4 protein-coding genes are annotated in these 18353 nt (G+C 63.3%); all 4 read right to left on the bottom strand.

The annotated features are described in order from the left end of the window. Window positions 1–6453: a non-ribosomal peptide synthetase gene (locus tag BUB69_RS27490; protein ID WP_073173234.1), complete on the bottom strand. Its 6453-nt coding sequence runs from the start codon at window positions 6451–6453 to the stop codon at window positions 1–3. 258 nt (window positions 6454–6711) lie between these two features. Then, window positions 6712–14460 carry a non-ribosomal peptide synthetase gene (locus BUB69_RS27485; protein ID WP_073173230.1) on the bottom strand — a complete coding sequence of 2583 codons (7749 nt, stop codon included), beginning with the start codon at window positions 14458–14460 and terminating at the stop codon, window positions 6712–6714. Continuing rightward, window positions 14457–17867: a non-ribosomal peptide synthetase gene (locus BUB69_RS27480; protein WP_073173227.1), complete on the bottom strand. Its 3411-nt coding sequence runs from the start codon at window positions 17865–17867 to the stop codon at window positions 14457–14459. Before BUB69_RS27480 ends, BUB69_RS27485 begins: the two co-directional genes overlap by 4 nt. A gap of 300 nt (window positions 17868–18167) precedes the next feature. Beyond that, the coding region (locus tag BUB69_RS29045; RefSeq protein ID WP_217654487.1) for a hypothetical protein at window positions 18168–18353 on the bottom strand (186 nt) is incomplete at its 5' end.

The following is an 18353-nucleotide window of genomic DNA, read 5'->3' as shown; positions in this document are numbered from 1 at the left end:
TCAGATACCCGCCATTTCGTTCATCATTTTCTCGATATCGGACAAGCCGTCTTCGGTCAGCGACAGACCGCTGTGGGCAAACGCCTGGATAAATTCGTTCAATTGCGGTTTCTCGAAAATCAGGCGCAACGGGATGTCGATACCCAGGCCGGTGTGGATTCTGGAAATAAGCTGTGTGGCCAACAGTGAATGACCGCCCAGTTCGAAGAAGTCGTCGGTCAGACCCACACGTTTGACGTTCAGGACCTCGGCCCAGATCGCCGCCAGTTGCTGCTCCTGCGCAGTGACCGGCGCCACGTAAAGGCGCTGCAATTGGCTGGCATCCGGCTTCGGCAACACCTTACGGTCCAGCTTGCCGTTAGGGGTCAGCGGCAGTTGCGCCAGCCAGATGAAATGGCTGGGCACCATGTATTCCGGTAACCCTTGCTTGAGAAGCGACTTGAGTTCTTCGCGCAGCGTGTGGGTGTCGCGGGCCGGATCGCTGGCCACCAGGTAGGCGACCAGTTGCTTGCCGGAAGGCCCGTCGATGTCGATGACCACCGCGTCCTGGACACTGTCCTGTGCCAGCAGCACCGCTTCGATTTCGCCCGGTTCGATACGGAAACCGCGAATCTTCACCTGATGGTCGAGACGGCCTGCGTATTCGATCACCCCGTCGGCGTGATAGCGCGCCAGGTCGCCGGTGCGATACAGGCGACTGCCATCGGCGGCAAACGGATCAGGAATGAAGCGCTCGGCGGTCAGGGCTGCGCGGTTGTGATAACCCCGCGCCAGCCCGTCGCCGCCGATCAGCAATTCACCCCGCACGCCCACAGGCAGCAGGTCGATGGCGTCGCTGACGATGTGCAGACGGGTGTTGGCCAGTGGACGTCCGAGCCGGATGTCATCGCTGTCGGTCAGGTAATGGCGGGCCGACCAGACCGTGGTTTCAGTCGGTCCGTAGACATTCCACACGTGCCCGGCGTGCGCGATCAGACGTTCCGCCAGCTCGACGCTCAACGCCTCGCCGCCGCACAGCACGGTCTTGCCGCTCAGCGCGTTGGCCGGTGCGACGTCCAGCAGCATGCGCCAGGTCGAGGGCGTAGCCTGAATGACACTGACTGCCTGCTGCTCGATAACCCTGAGCAACGCCTGGGGATCCTTGTTCTGGTCGGGTTGCAACAGCACCACCGTGGCACCGCGCATCAGCGGCAGGTACAGCTCAAGCCCTGCGATGTCGAACGACAGCGAGGTCAGCGATAGCACCTTGTCATCCGCGCTCAGGCCCGGCTTTTCAGCCATGCTGGACAGGAAGTTCACCAGCGCGTCATGACGAACCGTAACCCCCTTGGGCTGCCCGGTGGAGCCCGAGGTGTAGATGACGTACGCCAGGTTTCGCGGGTGCAGATTGCCCGGCAGATTGTCCTCGTTGTAGTCGGTGAGCCAGTCATCGGCGCGGTTCACGCACAGGCTCTGCACATTGGCTGGAATCGGCAGGCTGAGCAGCAGATCGGTGCGGGTCAGCAGCAGGCTCAGGCCACTGTCCTGAATCATGTAGGCCAGCCGCTCCTGCGGGAAATCCGGATCCAGCGGGACGTAGGCACCACCGGCCTTGAGGATCGCCAACAGCGCGACGACCATGTCCAGGCTGCGCGGCACGGCGACACCGACCAGCACGTCCGGGCCGACACCCAGTTCGCGTAGGCGATGAGCCAGCTGATTGGCGCGGGCGTTAAGCTGGCGGTAAGTCAGGTGTTCACGCTCCAGCACCAGCGCTGTGGCGTGCGGCGTGGCCTGCACCTGCGCCTCGATCAGCGCGGGCAGGCACTGGGTCGGGTAAGCCGACGGCGCAGGGTTCCACTCATGGACAATCTGCTGACGCTCGGCAGCGTTGAGCATCGGCAACTGCGCCACACGGCACTCGGCATTGACACAGATCGCTCGCAACAGCGCTTGCCAGTGCTGCGCGATACGCTCGATGGTGCTGCGTTCGAACAACGCGGTAGCGTAGGTCATGCCTGCGCTCAGTCCACCGGCGTGCTCAGCGGTGTTAAGGGTCAGGTCGAACTGCGCCGGATGGCTGTCGAATTCCACGGGCTCAACCTGCAGACCGGACACCGCACGCACCTCGGCGCTGGCTTGGCTCTGGTGGTTGAACATCACCTGAAACAATGGGCTGTGACTCAGGCTGCGCTGCGGTTGCAGGGCTTCGACCAGTTGCTCGAACGGCAGCTCCTGATGCGCCTGGGCCTGCAACGCCGTGTGTTTGACCTGTTGCAGCAGTTCGCTGAAGGTCGTATGCAGGTCGAACTCGGCGCGCAGCACCTGGGTGTTGACGAAGAAACCGATCAGCCCTTCGGTTTGCGTGCGGGTGCGGTTGGCAATCGGCACGCCGACGCGAATGTCAGACTGCCCGCTGTGGCGATGCAGCAGGCTCTGGAACGAGGCCAGCAACAGCATGAACAGGGTCACGCCCTGCTGACGTGCGACGTTTTTGAGGTTGTCGATCAGCGCCGGCTCCAGCTCGACGGCGAGGCGCGCACCGGCATGGCTCTGCAGCGCCGGACGCGGTCGATCGGCGGGCAGCTCCAGAATCGGCTGCTCGTCGCCCAGTTGCTGTTTCCAGTACGCGAGTTGCCGCGCCTGCTCGCCCGCTTCCATCCAGTTGCGCTGCCACAACGCGTAATCGGCGTACTGCATGCTTAATTCGGCCAGTTGCACGTCACGGCCCTGGCTGAAGCCTTCGTACAGGCGTACCAGCTCATCGACCATGATCGGCATCGACCAGCCATCGGAGACGATGTGGTGCTGAGTCAAAACCAGCACATGCTCGTCGCGACCAGGATTCAACAGCCTGACGCGCAGCAACGGCCCTTGCTCCAGATCGAACGGACGCTGCACGTCCTGCTGCACGATGGCTTCAAGGCGTTGCTCGCCTGACACCTGTTCGACCGTCAGGGTCAAGGCGCGCGGCGGATGAATGATCTGCACGGCCTGCTCGCCGTCCTGACGGAAGGTGGTGCGCAGGGTCTCATGACGGGCGATCAACGCACTGAAACTGTTTTCCAGCGCTGCGATGTCCAGCGCGCCGCTCAGGCGCAACACCGCAGGCATGGTGTAAGCGGTACTGTGCGGGTCGAGTTGCCAGAGGAACCATTGCCGTTGCTGGGCGTAGGACAGGCCCAGCGGCTGGCTGCGGTCGGCTTTGACGAACGAGGGCTCGCTCTCTGTCTGGCCCTGATCTGCACGCTGCGCGAATGCGGCCAGATCCGCGGCTTCGAACAGGTGGCGCAGGGACAGCTCCATCTTGAGCTGCTGACGAATGCGCGAAATGACCTGTGTGGCCAGCAACGAGTGCCCGCCCAGCTCGAAGAAATTATCGGTACGACCGACCTGCTCGACCTTGAGCACCTCGGCCCAGATCGCCGCCAGTTGCTGTTCCCGTTCGCCTTCGGGCGCAACGTACTGGCTCTGCAATTGGCTGGCGTCCGGCGCAGGCAGGGCCTTGCGGTCCAGCTTGCCGTTGGCGGTCAGCGGCAGGGCGTCCAGCAGCACGAAGTGGGTCGGGACCATGTAGTCCGGCAGTTGGGTTTTCAGCTCGGCTTTCAAGGCGTCGCGCAGGGTTTGCGGGTCCTGCGCAGGGTCGCTCGGCACCAGATACGCTGCCAGTTGCCCGTCCAGGGCGAGCACCACCCCTTCGCGCACGCCGGGCTGAGCCTGCAAGCGTGCTTCGATTTCGCCCAGTTCGATGCGATGGCCACGGACCTTCACCTGATGGTCGATCCGCCCGGCGTATTCGATCACCCCGGCAGCGCGATACCGGGCCAGGTCGCCGGTGCGGTACAGACGCCCGCCGTCCGCTGAAAACGGGTCGGGCACAAAGCGCTCGGCGGTCAGCGCCGCGCGGTTGTGATAACCCCGCGCCAGACCGGCATGGCCGATGTGCAGCTCGCCGCTGCAACCCTGGGCGACCGGGTTGAAATCAGCGTCCAGCACGTACCACGACAGGTCCGGGATCGCCTCGCCAATCGGGCTGGACAGGCTCAAGGTGTCGGCCTGGGTGATCGGCCGGTAGGTCACGTGAACCGTGGTTTCGGTGATGCCGTACATGTTGATCAGTTGCGGCGTTTGATCGCCGAAACGTTCGAACCACGGCGTCAGGCTGGTCACGTCCAGCGCCTCGCCGCCGAAGATCACCGAACGCAGCGCCAGCGGTTGCGGGCTGTCGCAAGCAACGTGCATCAACTGCTTGAAGGCCGAAGGCGTCTGGTTGAGTACCGTGACCTGTTGCTCGATCAGCAAAGCGTGAAAGTCTTCCGGCGAGCGGCTGGTGTCACGCGACACGATCACCAACCGACCGCCGTGCAGCAACGCGCCGAAGATTTCCCAGACCGAGAAGTCGAAGGCGAAGGAATGGAACAGCGTCCAGACGTCCTGCTCGTTGAAGGCGAACCACTCATCGGTGGCCGCAAACAGGCGCATCAGGTTGTGGTGGGCGAGCAACGTGCCCTTGGGCGTGCCGGTCGAGCCCGAGGTGTAGATGACGTACGCCAGGTTGTCCGGCGTGGTGTGGTTGATCGGGTTTTCCGTGCTGTAGCCGTCCAGCGACGCGTCGATCAGCAGGCAGTGGACGTTCGCTGGAACGGGCAGCCTGTCCAGCACAGCGGCTTGAGTCAGCAGCAGCTCAATCCCGCTGTCCTGCATCAGGAAGCTCAGCCGATCCTGCGGGTAATCCGGGTCCAGCGGCACGTACGCGCCACCGGCTTTCAGAATCGCCAGCAGGCCGACGATCATGTCCAGGCTGCGCTCGGCCGAGAGCCCCACGCGCACGTCCGGGCCGACGCCCTGCTCGCGCAGTTTGTGGGCGAGCTGGTTGGCGCGACGATTGAGCTGCTCATAGCTCAGTTGCTCGGCACCCAGGCTCAGGGCGATGGCCTGAGGGGTTCGGGCAGCCTGGGCCTCGAAGCGTTGATGCGCGCATTGCCCGGTCGGGTAAGCTTTCAGACTGGCATTCCAGCCCTGCACTGTCGCCTCTCGCTCATCGGCGCTCAGCAACGGCAGCTCGGCAATGCGCTGCTGGACATTGCCCGTCATGGCGTGCAGCAGGTTGCGCCAATGGCCAGCCATGCGCTCGATGGTCGAAGCGTCGAACAGGTCAGTGGCGTAGATCAGGGATGCACCCAGCCCGTTCTGGCGCTCGCAGGTGTCCAGCGTCAGGTCGAACTGTGCAGTGTGTTTGTCGGACAGCTGATACTCAAGACGCAGACCGGCCAGCTCGCGAGCTTCATTGCGGGCTTCGGTCTGATGGTTGTAGGCAACCTGAAACAGCGGGCTGCGGCTCGGATCACGCGCCGGCTGCAAGGCCTCGACCAGTTGCTCGAACGGCAGGTCCTGATGGGCCTGGGCCTGCACAGCGGTGTGTTTGATCTGTTGCAGCAGGTCGGCCACGGTGGTCTGCGCCGAGAACTCGGCCTTGAGTACCTGGGTGTTGACGAAGAAGCCGATCAAGCCTTCGGTTTCGCTGCGGTTACGGTTGGCAATCGGCACGCCGACGCGCACATCGTCCTGGCCGCTGTAGCGATGCAACAGGGTCTGGAACGAGGCCAGCAACAGCATGAACAGGGTGATGCCCTGCTGACGGGCCAGCGCCTTGAGGCTGTCCAGCAGCGCGGCGTCCAGTTCGATATTCAAGCGTGCGCCATGAGGGTTGCGCGTGGCCGGACGTGGTCGGTCGGTGGGCAGTTCCAGCACTGGCGACTGATCGCCGAGCTGCTGTTTCCAGTACTCCAGCTGCCGCGCGTGCTCGCCCATTTCCAGCCAGTTGCGCTGCCAGATGGCGTAGTCGGCGTATTGAATCGGCAACGGTTCACGTTCGATGTCGCGACCCAGGCTGAGCGCCTGATAACCCTGCAGCAATTCCTCGACCATGATCGGCATCGACCAGCCATCGGAGACGATGTGGTGCTGGGTTAACACCAGCACATGTTCATCATCGGCGACGTTCAGCAGCCTGACGCGCAGCAGTGGCCCGTGTTGCAGATCGAACGGCTGCTGCACTTCGTGATCGACACAGGCCTGAACCGACTGGCCGTCGGCAAGCCGCTCCACATTCAGCACAAAGGGCGATGCCGGATGCACGACCTGAAGCGCATCGTCACCCTGTTGCTCGAAGGTCGTGCGCAGGGTTTCGTGACGTTCGATCAACGCCTCGATGCTACGGCGCAGCGCTTCGATGTTCAAAGAGCCATGCAGCCGCAACGCCAGCGGAATGTTGTATGCCGCGCTGTGCGGTTCCAGTTGCCAGAGAATCCATTGCCGCTGCTGCGCGAAGGACAATACGGACGGCGCCTGCGTCTCCCGTGGGAAGATCGGCGTGACCCCGTAAAGATTCACCCCCTGACGTTTGAGCAGGACCGCCAGGGCCTTGCGTTCACGGGCGGACAGCGATTTAACGGAGTCAAGCAACTGTTGCACGGGTGTTTCTCCTAAACAACTGAAATGAAGCAGTCCTGAGGGAACCGGCGCTGTGCCTGACACAACGCTATCTCGCGGCAGATAGATAATCTGTGGGAGATCATTCGTGGGAGCGGACTTGTCCGCGAATACTGCGCGTCAGTCGCTGAATATTCGTCGAACTGACTGGCCTTTTCGCGGACAAGTCCGCTCCCACAAGTGTGCTGCGCGACAGCGCTGTGTCAGGGCATAAAAATGCCCCTCCACCCTGCAAAACCATCACGCCAGCAAATTATCAATTTCCTCCGCTGATAAACGTTTGAGAGCCTCCAGTGATTTAGTCAATTCGTCCTGTGCGAGGTCACTTTCGCCGTTTTTCTGCTGAATAGTGGCGCTGAAGTCGGCCAGTGTGGGTTGCTCGAACAGGTCCTTGAGGCTGACCTCATGCTGCAGTTGCTCGCGAACGCGCACCAGCATCTGCACCGCCAGCAGCGAGTGCCCGCCCAGTTCGAAGAAATTGTCGGTACGACCGACCCGTTCGACCTTGAGTACGTCGGCCCAGATCGACGCCAGTTGCTGTTCCCGTTCGCCTTCGGGCGCAACGTACTGGCTCTGCAATTGGCTGGCGTCCGGCGCAGGCAGGGCCTTGCGGTCCAGCTTGCCGTTGGCGGTCAGCGGCAGGGCGTCCAGCAGCACGAAGTGGGTCGGGACCATGTAGTCCGGCAGTTGGGTTTTCAGCTCGGCTTTCAAGGCGTCGCGCAGGGTCTGCGGGTCGTGTGCGGGGTCGGTCGGCACCAGATACGCCCTTGGGTTTCGTGCTTCGATTTCGCCCAGTTCGATGCGATGGCCACGGACCTTCACCTGATGGTCGATCCGCCCGGCGTACTCGATCACCCCGGCAGCGCGATACCGGGCCAGGTCGCCGGTGCGGTACAGACGCCCGCCGTCCGATGAAAACGGGTCGGGCACAAAGCGCTCGGCGGTCAGCGCCGCACGGTTGTGATAACCCCGCGCCAGACCGGCATGGCCGATGTGCAGCTCGCCGCTGCAACCCTGGGCAACCGGGTTGAAATCAGCGTCCAGCACGTACCACGACAGGTCCGGGATCGCCTCGCCAATCGGGCTGGACAGGCTCTGTGTGTCGGCCTGAGTGATCGGGCGATAGGTCACGTGAACCGTGGTTTCGGTGATGCCGTACATGTTGATCAGCTGCGGCGTTTGATCGCCGAAACGTTCGAACCATGGCGTCAGGCTGGTCACGTCCAGCGCCTCGCCGCCGAAGATCACCGAACGCAGCGCCAATGGCTGATCGTTCTCACAGGCAACGTGCATCAGCTGTTTGAAGGCCGAAGGTGTCTGGTTGAGTACCGTGACCTGTTGCTCGATCAGCAGCGCATGAAAGTCTTCCGGCGAGCGGCTGGTGTCACGCGGCACGATCACCAGTCGACCGCCGTGCAGCAACGCGCCGAAGATTTCCCAGACCGAGAAGTCGAAGGCGAAGGAATGGAACAGCGTCCAGACGTCCTGTTCGCTAAAGGCGAACCAGTGATCGGTGGCCGCAAACAGGCGCATCAGGTTGTGGTGGGCGAGCAACGTGCCCTTGGGCGTGCCGGTCGAGCCCGAGGTGTAGATGACGTACGCCAGGTTGTCCGGCGTGGTGTGGTTGATCAGGTTTTCCGTGCTGTAGCCGTCCAGCGACGCGTCGATCAGCAGGCACTGGACGTTCGCTGGAACCGGCAGCCTGTCCAGCACAGCGGCTTGAGTCAGCAGCAGCTCAATCCCGCTGTCCTGCATCAGGAAGCTCAGCCGATCCTGCGGGTAATCCGGGTCCAGCGGCACGTACGCGCCACCGGCTTTCAGAATCGCCAGCAGGCCGACGATCATGTCCAGGCTGCGCTCGGCCGCCAGGCCCACGCGCACGTCCGGGCCGACACCCTGCTCACGCAGTTTATGGGCTACTTGGTTGGCGCGATGATTGAGCTGCTCATAGCTCAGTTGCTCGGTACCCAGGCTCAGGGCGATGGCCTGAGGCGTCTGTGCAGCCTGGGTCTCGAAGCGTTGATGCGCGCATTGATGCGTCGGCCAGACTTGCACGGTCTGAGTCCAGTCCACCGGCAACGACAACTGACCGAGACAGGCCGAAGGTTCGGCACTCAGATTGTGCAGCAGGCAGTCGAAGTGTGCGGCCAGTTGCGCGACCGTTTCGGCGTTGAAGTGCTGACGGTCGTAACTGAAGCGCACCGACAGCACGTCGGCAGCCTCGACCACCAGGGTCAGCGGGTAATGCGCCTGTTCCTGATTGCGCAGCTCGCTGAAGGTCAGGCCGTCCGGCGCACGTTGCAGCGCTTCGGACATCGGGTAGTTCTCGAACACCAGAATGGTGTCGAACAGCGCTTCGCCGCCGGTACGCGCCCAACGCTGAATGTCGTACAGCGGCGTATGCTCGTGCTCGCGCAGAGCAAGGTTTTTCGCCTGAACCTGCTGCACCCAGTCAGCCACCGTCTGCTCCGGACGCGGGCTGGCGATGACCGGCAAGGTATTGATGAACAGACCGAGTTGCTCCTCGACACCCGGCAGATCCGCCGGACGCCCGGCGACGGTGGCGCCAAAGGTCACGCTGGACTGGCCGGTGTAGCGTTGCAGCACCAGCAGCCACGCCGACTGCACCAGCGTGTTGAGGGTCACGCGTTGCTCGCGGGCGAATTCGCTCAGGCGTCGTGTGCCGTCGGCATCGATCAACTGCACATAATCGGCATGGCCCTGCCCGCTCGCCGACGACTTGAGCGCATGCACCAGCCGGGTGGGTTCGTCCAGCCCGGCCAGTTGCGCGGTCCAGAAACGCTCACTGTCATCGGCATCCTGAACGCTCAGCCACTCGATGTAGTCGCGATAACGCCCGGCCTGTTTAGCCTGCACCTGGCCGCTGTAGCTTTGCAGCACTTCACCCAGCAGGCTCGAGCTGCTCCAGCCGTCCATGAGGATGTGATGGCTGGTGTAAATCAGTTGATAAGCGTCTTCGCCGGTCTGCAACAGCGCCACCCGCAGCAGCGGCCCCCGCGCCAGATCGAAGCCCTGCTGCCGGTCGTCGTTGGCCCAATCATCCAGCCAGTGATCCGGTTTGCCGCGCGCATCCAGTACCAGAAAAGGCACATCAGCCTGGCGCAGCACCACTTGCAGCGACTGCTCGGCGTGGCTGACAAAACTGCTGCGCAGCACGTCGTGGGCATCCACCGCAGACTGCCAGGCAGCCTTGAAGCGCGGCACGTCCAGCCCATTCACAGTCACGCGAAGCTGATTGATGTAGTTGCCCGCCTCCTGCTCGAACAAGGAGTGAAACAGCATGCCCTGCTGCATCGGCGCCAACGGGTAGATGTCCTGAATGTTTCCGGCAGGAATCGACAGCCGATCGAGCTGCGGCTGACTCAGGCGCGCCAGCGGGAAGTCCGATGGCGTCACGCCCTGATTACCGGCCAGGCAATGCTCGATCAGGGTGATCAAGGCCTGCTCGTAACGCCGCGCCAGGGCATCGATGGTCGAAGGCTGGTATTGCTCGCGGCTGAAAGTCCAGTTCATCTGCAACTGGCCGTCGAACACCTGACCGGTGAGGCTCAAAGCGTTGGCCAGCGGGCCGTCTTCATCCTGTGCGACACCGGCGCTGTCTGCGCTCGGCAGCCACAAGGCGCTCTGGCTGTCGAAGCTGCCGTCGAACTGGCCCAGATAGTTGAACGTAACCTGAGCCTCGGGCAACGCGGCCAGTTGGCGGGCGAACGCCGGCTCGCCCAGGTAACGCAGCACGCCATAACCGATGCCTTTGTTCGGCACGGCGCGCAGTTGCTCCTTGATACCGCACAGGCTTGCGCCCAGCGCGGGTTGCGGCGTGAGCCGGACCGGAAACAGGCTGCTGAACCAGCCGACCGTGCGACTGAGGTCCATGTCGTCGAACAGGTCTTCGCGGCCGTGGCCTTCCAGCTGGATCAGCACTGAAGGCTGTCGGCTCCACTCACAGAGCACTTGCGCCAGCGCCGTCAGCAGCAGGTCGTTGACCTGAGTGCGATAGGCCGCAGGCGCGACTTTGAGCAACTGATGCGTCAGTTCCTTGCTCAGCCAGGACGATGCGTGGGCCGCGTCGCGGTTGCGCTGCGTGCCATCCGGATTGTCACGGGGCAGCGGTTGAGCGCCGTTCTGCAACGTGCTCAGCCAGTAGTCGCACTCGGCAGCCAAAGCATCGCTGGTCGCGTAACGCTGCAACTGCTCGGCCCAGTGCTGCAGCGCGGTGGTCTTCGCAGGCAGCGCCAGGGGCTGACCGGTCACCAGCGCTTGATAGAGGTGTTGCAGATCTTCCAGCAGCACACGCCATGACACGCCATCGACGACCAGGTGATGAATGACCAGCAGCAGGCGTTGCTCGCCTTGCGGCAGGTTGACCAGAACAGCGCGAATCAGTGGGCCGTTCTGCACATCCAGGCTGCGCTGGGCCTTGTCGGCCAGTGCAGTCAACTGCTCGCGATCGTCCAGTTCATCGACCCACAGCAGATTGCGCGTATCAGGCACGGCGAAACTCGCTTGCCACTGGCCGTTCTGCTGAGCGAAGCCTGCGCGCAGTGCGTCGTGCTGTTCGATCAGCGCCGCCAGTGCGCCTTGCAGCAGCGTCGCGTCGAGTGGCGTTTGCGGCTTGAGCATCACGGACTGATTCCAGTGCTGACGCTCGGTAATCGCCAGCTCGAAGAAGCGTGCCTGAATCGGCAGCAGGGGCAACGAGCCGCTGCTCTGCTCCACCGCCGTCACGGTTTTCTTCTGAATCAGTTTTGCCACTGATGCCAACTGGCCAATGGTCTGCTTTTCGAACAGCTGCTTGGGGCTGAGCTTGATGCCCTGGCGTTTTGCGCGGGCGATGATTTGCAGGCTTAGGATTGAATCTCCGCCCAGCTCGAAGAAGTTGTCGGTGCTGCCGACCTGTTCCAGCTTGAGCACGTCAGCCCAGACAGCGGCGAGCGTTTCCTCGATCTCGCCGACCGGCGCGGTGTAGCACTGCTGCACCACGCCCGGTTTGGGCAAGGCGCGCTTGTCGAGTTTGCCGTTGACGGTCAGCGGCAAACGGTCGATCAGCACAACCTGCGCGGGCACCATGTAGTCCGGCAGCCGTGTTGCCAGCTGTTCGCGCAACGCTTCTGCGCCAACAGACGCCACGCAGTACGCCACCAGTTGCAGGCGCGACTCGTCGCCTTCCATCGGCAGCGGCAGCACGCAGGCCTCGTTCACCGACTCAAGCGCCAGCAGCACCCGCGCCACTTCGGCAGGCTCGACCCGATAGCCGCGCACCTTGACCTGATCGTCGGCACGACCGATGAACTCCAGCAAGCCTTGGTGATTACGCCGCATGCGGTCGCCGCTGCGGTAAACCCGAGCGCCATCCTGCGCAAACGGATCCGGCACGAAGCGTTCGGCGGTCAGACCAGGCTGGCCGAGATAGCCCAGCGCCACGCTGTGGCCACCGATGTACAGCTCGCCCGCCACCTGAGTGTCAGCCAGGTTCAGCACATCATCCAGCACATAAGCCTGCGCACCCGGCAACGGCGCACCCACCGGCACCGGGCGGGCCGGATCGAGCGCCAGCACTTCGTGGGTCAGCACCCCGATCGTGGTTTCGCTCGGGCCATAGTGGTTGATCACCCGGCAACCCGGTTTGAGCTGACGAACCTGCTCGACCAGCGCTGGCGAACAGGCTTCGCCACCGACGATCAACGCGTGCTGCGGCAATGCATCGGCAGGTCGGCTGGCCTGCATCAAGGCCGCCAGATGACCGGGGACGATCTTCAGCACGCCGACCTGATGCCCGGCCATATAACGGGCAAAACCGTCCGGGTCGAAGCCCAGGGTTTCAGGCAACACGTGCAAGGTACGCCCGGAACACAGCGCGCCGAACAGCACGGTGTGGCCCAGATCGGCGGCGATGGTCGAGATCAGTGCCATGCTCGCATCAGGCGTCAGTTGCAGTCGATCCAGCAAACCGCGCACGTAACTGGCCAGCGCGCCGTGGCTGACCAGCACGCCCTTGGGTTGGCCGGTGGAGCCGGAGGTGTGAATGACGTAGGCAGGTGCTTCGGCGACCAGGGTCGGTTCGACGACGCTGGTTGGCAGGTCCTGCCAAAGCGCAGGCGTCCAGGTGACGCCCTGACAGCCGTCGACCGCGAGTGAATCGGCCCGCGTGTCGCCTTCGGCACACAACAGTACGCTGGCCTGCGCGTTGGACAGCATCTCTTGCAGGCGTGAATCCGGCGCTTTGACGTCCAGCGGCATGTACACGCCGCCCGATTTGAGAATGGCCAGGACCGAGGTCAGCCATTCCAGCGAGCGCTCCATCAGCACCGCGACGGGCTGGCCTTGCTTTACACCCAGGCGGGTCAGATGACGGGCCAGTTGATTGGCCGCCTGATCCAGCGCCAGGATGCTCAACGTACTGTCGAGATATCGGGCCGCCAGCGCGTGGGGCTGCTGCGCAACCTGATGATTCCACTGTTGCAGAACGCCGCGCGCAGGCTCAAGCGGCCGTGGTGCCGGCTCGACCGCCAGCGCGCCGAGGCTGAACAATGGCGCGCCGGGTGCCGCCAGCAGGGCCTGGAACAGTGCCAGCAATTCAGGCACGAAGCGCTCGACGGTCGAACGGCGATACAGGTCGCTGGCAAAGGCCATATCGCCATGAATCAGCGTGCCGTCGTCGGTGATGTCCAACGCCAGGTCAAAGTGCGCACCCTGCTTGTCGAAGGCATATTCACTGACTTCCAGGCCCGGCAGCTTGAGCGCAGTCTTCTGTTTAAGCACCACGTTCTGATTGAACTTGGCCTGGAACAACGGGTTATGACCCAGATTGCGTTCCGGCGCCAGGTGATCCACCAGTTGCTCGAACGGCACGTCCTGATGCGCCTGCGCGCCAAAGGAGGTGTCGCGAATCTGTGCCAGGAGATCGAGGTAGCTCAGGCGTTCGTCCACCTGACAACGCAGCACCTGGGTGTTGATGAAGAAGCCGATCAGCCCTTCCGTCTCGGCCCTGCCCCGGTTGGCGTTGGGCACACCGATGCGGATATCGCGCTGCCCGGCCTTGCGCGACAGAAACAGCGAGAACCCGGCCAGCACCAGCATGAACAGGCTCATGCCCTGACTGCGGGCAAAGGCGTTGAGCTGCTGCGACAGGTCCGCACCGAAATCGAAGCGCAGGTGCTCGCCCTGATAGCTCTGTACGATCGGTCGCGGGAAGTCTTGCGCAGCATCAAGCAGCGGCTGTTCGTCGCCCAACTGGTCGCGCCAGTAAGCCAGCTGACGCTCGCCCTCACCCGCCTCCAGCCAACTGCGCTGCCAGATCGCATAGTCGGCGTATTGCAGCGGCAGTTCCGGCAGGCTCGGTTCGCGGCCTTCGCTGTATGCCTGATAGGCATGCACGAATTCCTGAATCATCACGTCCATCGACCAGCCGTCGGACACGATATGGTGCATGCACACCACCAGCACATGCTCATCGTCGGCAAGGCGGAACAGGTGAGCACGCAGCAGTGGACCGTTGCGCAGGTCGAACGGCTGATCGGTGACGGTCGCCACCTGCAAGGCCAGTTCAGCCTCGCGCTGTTCGGTGCCCAGCGCCGACAGATCAATACGCCCCAGCGCCACGTGCTGATCGTGCAGCACCACTTGCAGCGGTTGGTCGCCGTCCGTCTGGAACACGGTGCGAAGCACTTCGTGACGCTCGATCAGGCAGTCGAATGCGCGGGTCAACGCCACCTCATTCAGCGTGCCGTTCAGACGCAGGCCGGTGGTCATCTTGTAGGCATCGCTTGACGGATCGAGCTGCCAGAGGAAAAGCAGGCGCTGCTGAGCGAAGGACAGCGGGATCGCGGTGAAGTCATGGCGACTGACCGGTACTGGCAGCAGGCTGAAGTCCTTGCCGTCCTGGCGCAACCGGGTGAGAAACTGTTGGCGTTGCTCCAGTGACAGGCCGACAAAACGTTTCGCGATACGTGCAGCAGTGGTCCCGGTCATGCTTCAAATTCCTCCAGCGAATCCATGAACTGGTCCATATCGCTCCAGTCGTTGTCAGGGGTGTTGGCGGTCAGCAGCGTCACCTCAGCCGCCAGATCGCCCAGCACCGGCTTTTCGAACAGCACGCGCAACGGCAGGCTGACGCTCAGTTGCGTCTTGATCCGGGCAATGACCTGCGCGGCCAGCAGTGAATGGCCGCCCAGCTCGAAGAAGTGATCGTCCAGCCCGACCCGAGGCGCGTGCAGCACTTCCTGCCAAATGGCGGCGAGGCAGGTTTCGACCTCGCTGTGCGGCGCACGATAACGCGCCTGCAACTGGCCGGGATCCGGCGCGGGCAAGGCCTTGCGGTCCAGCTTGCCGCTGGGCGTGAGCGGCAGAACGGGCAGCAGCAACAGATGCGTCGGCACCATGTAGTCCGGCAGGTCAGCTTGCAGCTGGGCCTTGATCCGTTGGCGCACGGCCAGTTGCTCGGCGTCGCTGACGGTTGCGGTCCCCGGCACGATGTAAGCCACCAGTTGCGTGCTGCCCGCCAGGGAAAGGGCTAGCACGACCGCTTCGCGCACATCGCTGCACTGCTGCAGGCGCGATTCGATTTCACCCAGCTCGATGCGGAAGCCGCGAATCTTGACCTGATGATCGACCCGGCCGATGTACTCGATGGCACCGTCCAGACGCTGCCGGGCGCGGTCGCCTGTGCGATACAAGCGTTCGCCCGCCACGAACGGATCAGCGACGAAGCGCTCGGCACTCAAACCCGGCTGGCCGTGATACCCCCGCGCCAGACCCGGCCCGCCGATGTACAACTCTCCCACTGCGCCTTGCGGCATCAGGTTGAGGTCATCGTCGAGCACGTACAGACGTCGCCCGACAAGCGCATGGCCAATCGGCACGCCACGCCAGGACACCGCTTCGGGCGTCAGGGCGCTGCAATCGTGGATGCTCGACACCACCGTGGCCTCGGTCGGGCCGTAGGTGTTGAGCAAACGGACATGGCTCAACCCTGCATCGCGCCACAAACGCAGGCCTTCGATGGCCATGGCCTCGCCGCCCACATGGATCTGCCGCAGCGCGCCGTAATGCGCAGGCCGGTGGGTGGCGAAGTCCTGAACCAGCGTGAGCCAATAGGCGGCGGGCAAATCGGCAAGGGTCACGCCGTGCTCGACAACCGCCTGATGGAAGGTGGCGCTGTCCCATAAACGCTCGTCACGCAGTACCACGGCGGCACCCCGGCACAACGGCGGGTAGAACTGCTCGACGAAGCCGTCGAAGCTGTGGGTCGCGAACTGCAGCACCCGGTCACCGTCGCGCAGATCGCTGTAATCAGCGCCAAGGGTCACGAATTCGGCCAGCGCGCCATGACTGATCGCCACACCTTTGGGCCGCCCGGTGGAGCCCGAGGTGTAGATGACATAAGCGAGGCTGGATGCATCGACCGCAACATCCAGATCCTGCTGATCGGCCGCCATGCTGTCGGGCTGATCGATGCACAGACACTCGATATCAGCCAGCCCTTGCAACGCGCTCACATGGTCGCTGTGGGTCAGCAGCAGAGTGAGGCCGCTGTCGTGCAGCACATGGCGCAAGCGCTCGCCCGGCACCGACAGGTCGAGCGGTACGTAAGCGCCACCGGCCTTGAGCACAGCCAGCAGCGCGACAGGCATGTCCAGCGACCGGCCCAGTGCCACGCCGACCAGCACGTCCGGCCCAACGCCCCGCCCGCGCAGGCGATGGGCCCATTCATTGCTGCGTGCGTTCAACTCGGCGTAGGTCAGGCTCGGCGAATCGCTGGCCTGGGCGAGGATCACTGCGACGGCATTGGGCGTGTGCCTGACCTGCGCCTCGAACTGTCGATATGCGGGCGTGCTGCTATCAGCCTTGATGACGTTGTCGACATCCAGCAACTGCGCGCGCTCATCCGGCGCCAGCATGGACAGTTGTGACACGGTTTGCAGCGGGTCGGCGCAGACCGAAGCCAGCAGGTTGCGCCAGTGCGCCGCCAGTCGGGCGATGGTCGACTCGTCGAAAATGTCGGTGGCATAGGTGAAGGCGGCGTTCAACTGCTCGCCTTCGCCGCTGGTCGCCAGCATCAGGTCACTGGCCGCAGCGTGGGAACGCTGAGCCAGCGCCTGTTGCTCGGCAGGCAGGTTGGCCACGCGCAGGCCGCAGGTCAGTTGCTTGTCGAGCAGATCGGCGACCACCGGCTGGTGATTGAACATCACTTGAAACAGCGGGTTATGGCTCTGGCTGCGCTCGGGCTGCAGGGCATCAATCACCGCATCGAAGGGCAGTTCCTGATGCGATTGTGCGCCGGTCGAGGCCTTGGCGACGCTTTGCAGCAGATCGACAAAGCGCGTCTGCGCGGTCACGTCGCTGCGCAGCACCTGGGTATTGATGAAGCAGCCGACCAACCCTTCGGTTTCGCTGCGGGTGCGGTTGGCGATCAGTCCGCCGACACGGATGTCGTTCTGCCCGCTATAGCGATGCAGCAGGCTTTTGAAGGTCGCCAGCAGCACCACGAACAGGGTCACGCCCTGGCGATGAGCCAAGGCTTTGAGGTTACGCAATAGCTCCGGTTCCAGCGCCAGTTCGAGGCGTGCGCCTTCATGGCTGGGCAAGGCCGGGTACGGACGGTCTGTCGGCAGTTCAAGCACCGGATGTTCATCACCCAGATGCGCACGCCAGTAATCCAGCTGCCGCTCCTGCTCGCCTGCCTCCAGCCAGCTGCGCTGCCACACGGCGTAGTCGCGGTACTGTACGACCAGCGGCTGAAACGGCATCGGCTGATCGGCCACCAGCGCGTCGTAACCGCGCAGCCACTCATCGATCAATACGTTCATCGACCAACCGTCGGTGATCATGTGGTGCAGGTTGAGCAGCAGCAGGTGCTCCTGCTCGGTCAGGCGCAGAACACGCACCGTGAACAGCGGCCCGCGCTGCAGATCGAACGCCTGTACCGCCTGCTCGGCCATCGCCTGACGCGCAGCGGCCCAGCGCTGATCGACAGGCAGCGGGCTCAGGTCAGTCAGCTCGATACTGACGGGCGCTGGCGGTGCGACCCGCTGGAACGCCCGATCACCTTCCTGACCGAACGTCGTGCGCAGGCTCTCGTGACGCTCGACCAGCGCGCTGAAGGCCTGCTCCAGCAGCGGCAGATCCAGCGCGCCGTTCAGGCACACCGACATCGGCAGGTTGTAGGCCGCGCTGCCTGGGTCCAGTTGCCAGAGAAACCACATGCGTTGCTGCGCGTAAGACAGCCCGTCACGCTCGGCCAGCCCTTCGCACGACGGGATCGGGAACAGTGAGAAATCCATGTCTTCGCGACGCATGCCGTCGAGAAACAGGCGACGTTTTTCAAGAGGTAACTCGACAAAACGGCGAGCGAGTTTCTGGGCGTGTTCGGGATTCATGGGGCAAGTCCTTGCTGAATGGGGCTGACCATGTGGCGCGGTCGTATCAACAAGAACGAATTGGCGGGGAAATATTTAGAAAGGTTTTGAGGGGATTGGCAGAGACATTGGTGCGCCTTTCAGATCGGACGCGGAGCGTCCCGGTAGGCATTGCCACGCAAAGCGCTCAGCGTCACACACACGTCCTGCTGCAACCAGCAGACCGTGGGAGGCGGCTTGCCGGCGATGCTTTTTCTGAAGCAAGTTAGCAGTGACTGAACTGACGCCTTCGCCGGCAAGCCGCCTCCCACGGGTACGCATTCAGTCAGACGCTTTAGCCTTCACCCGTTTTGCGCGTTTTCCAGACGTATGTATAGCGATGAGCGCCCCGCGTCCGGTCAGCGCATCGGCGTTAACGCAGAGCATTGGCACAATCATTACACGTCTAGGGGCAACCAGCAGACCGTGGGAGGCGGCTTGCCGGCGATGCTTTTTCTGAAGCAAGTT

Origin of the sequence: Pseudomonas asturiensis (assembly GCF_900143095.1) — a bacterium.
Taxonomy (GTDB): domain Bacteria; phylum Pseudomonadota; class Gammaproteobacteria; order Pseudomonadales; family Pseudomonadaceae; genus Aquipseudomonas; species Aquipseudomonas asturiensis.
Note: the sequence above shows the minus strand (reverse complement) of the source record. Positions and strands in the feature narration are given on the sequence as shown.

Excerpts from the sequence above, each read along its gene's own strand:
- BUB69_RS27480 (WP_073173227.1), bottom strand. The coding sequence starts at position 17,867 with ATGAATCCCGAACACGCCCAGAAACTCGCTCGCCGTTTTGTCGAGTTA.
- BUB69_RS27485 (WP_073173230.1), bottom strand. The coding sequence starts at position 14,460 with ATGACCGGGACCACTGCTGCACGTATCGCGAAACGTTTTGTCGGCCTG.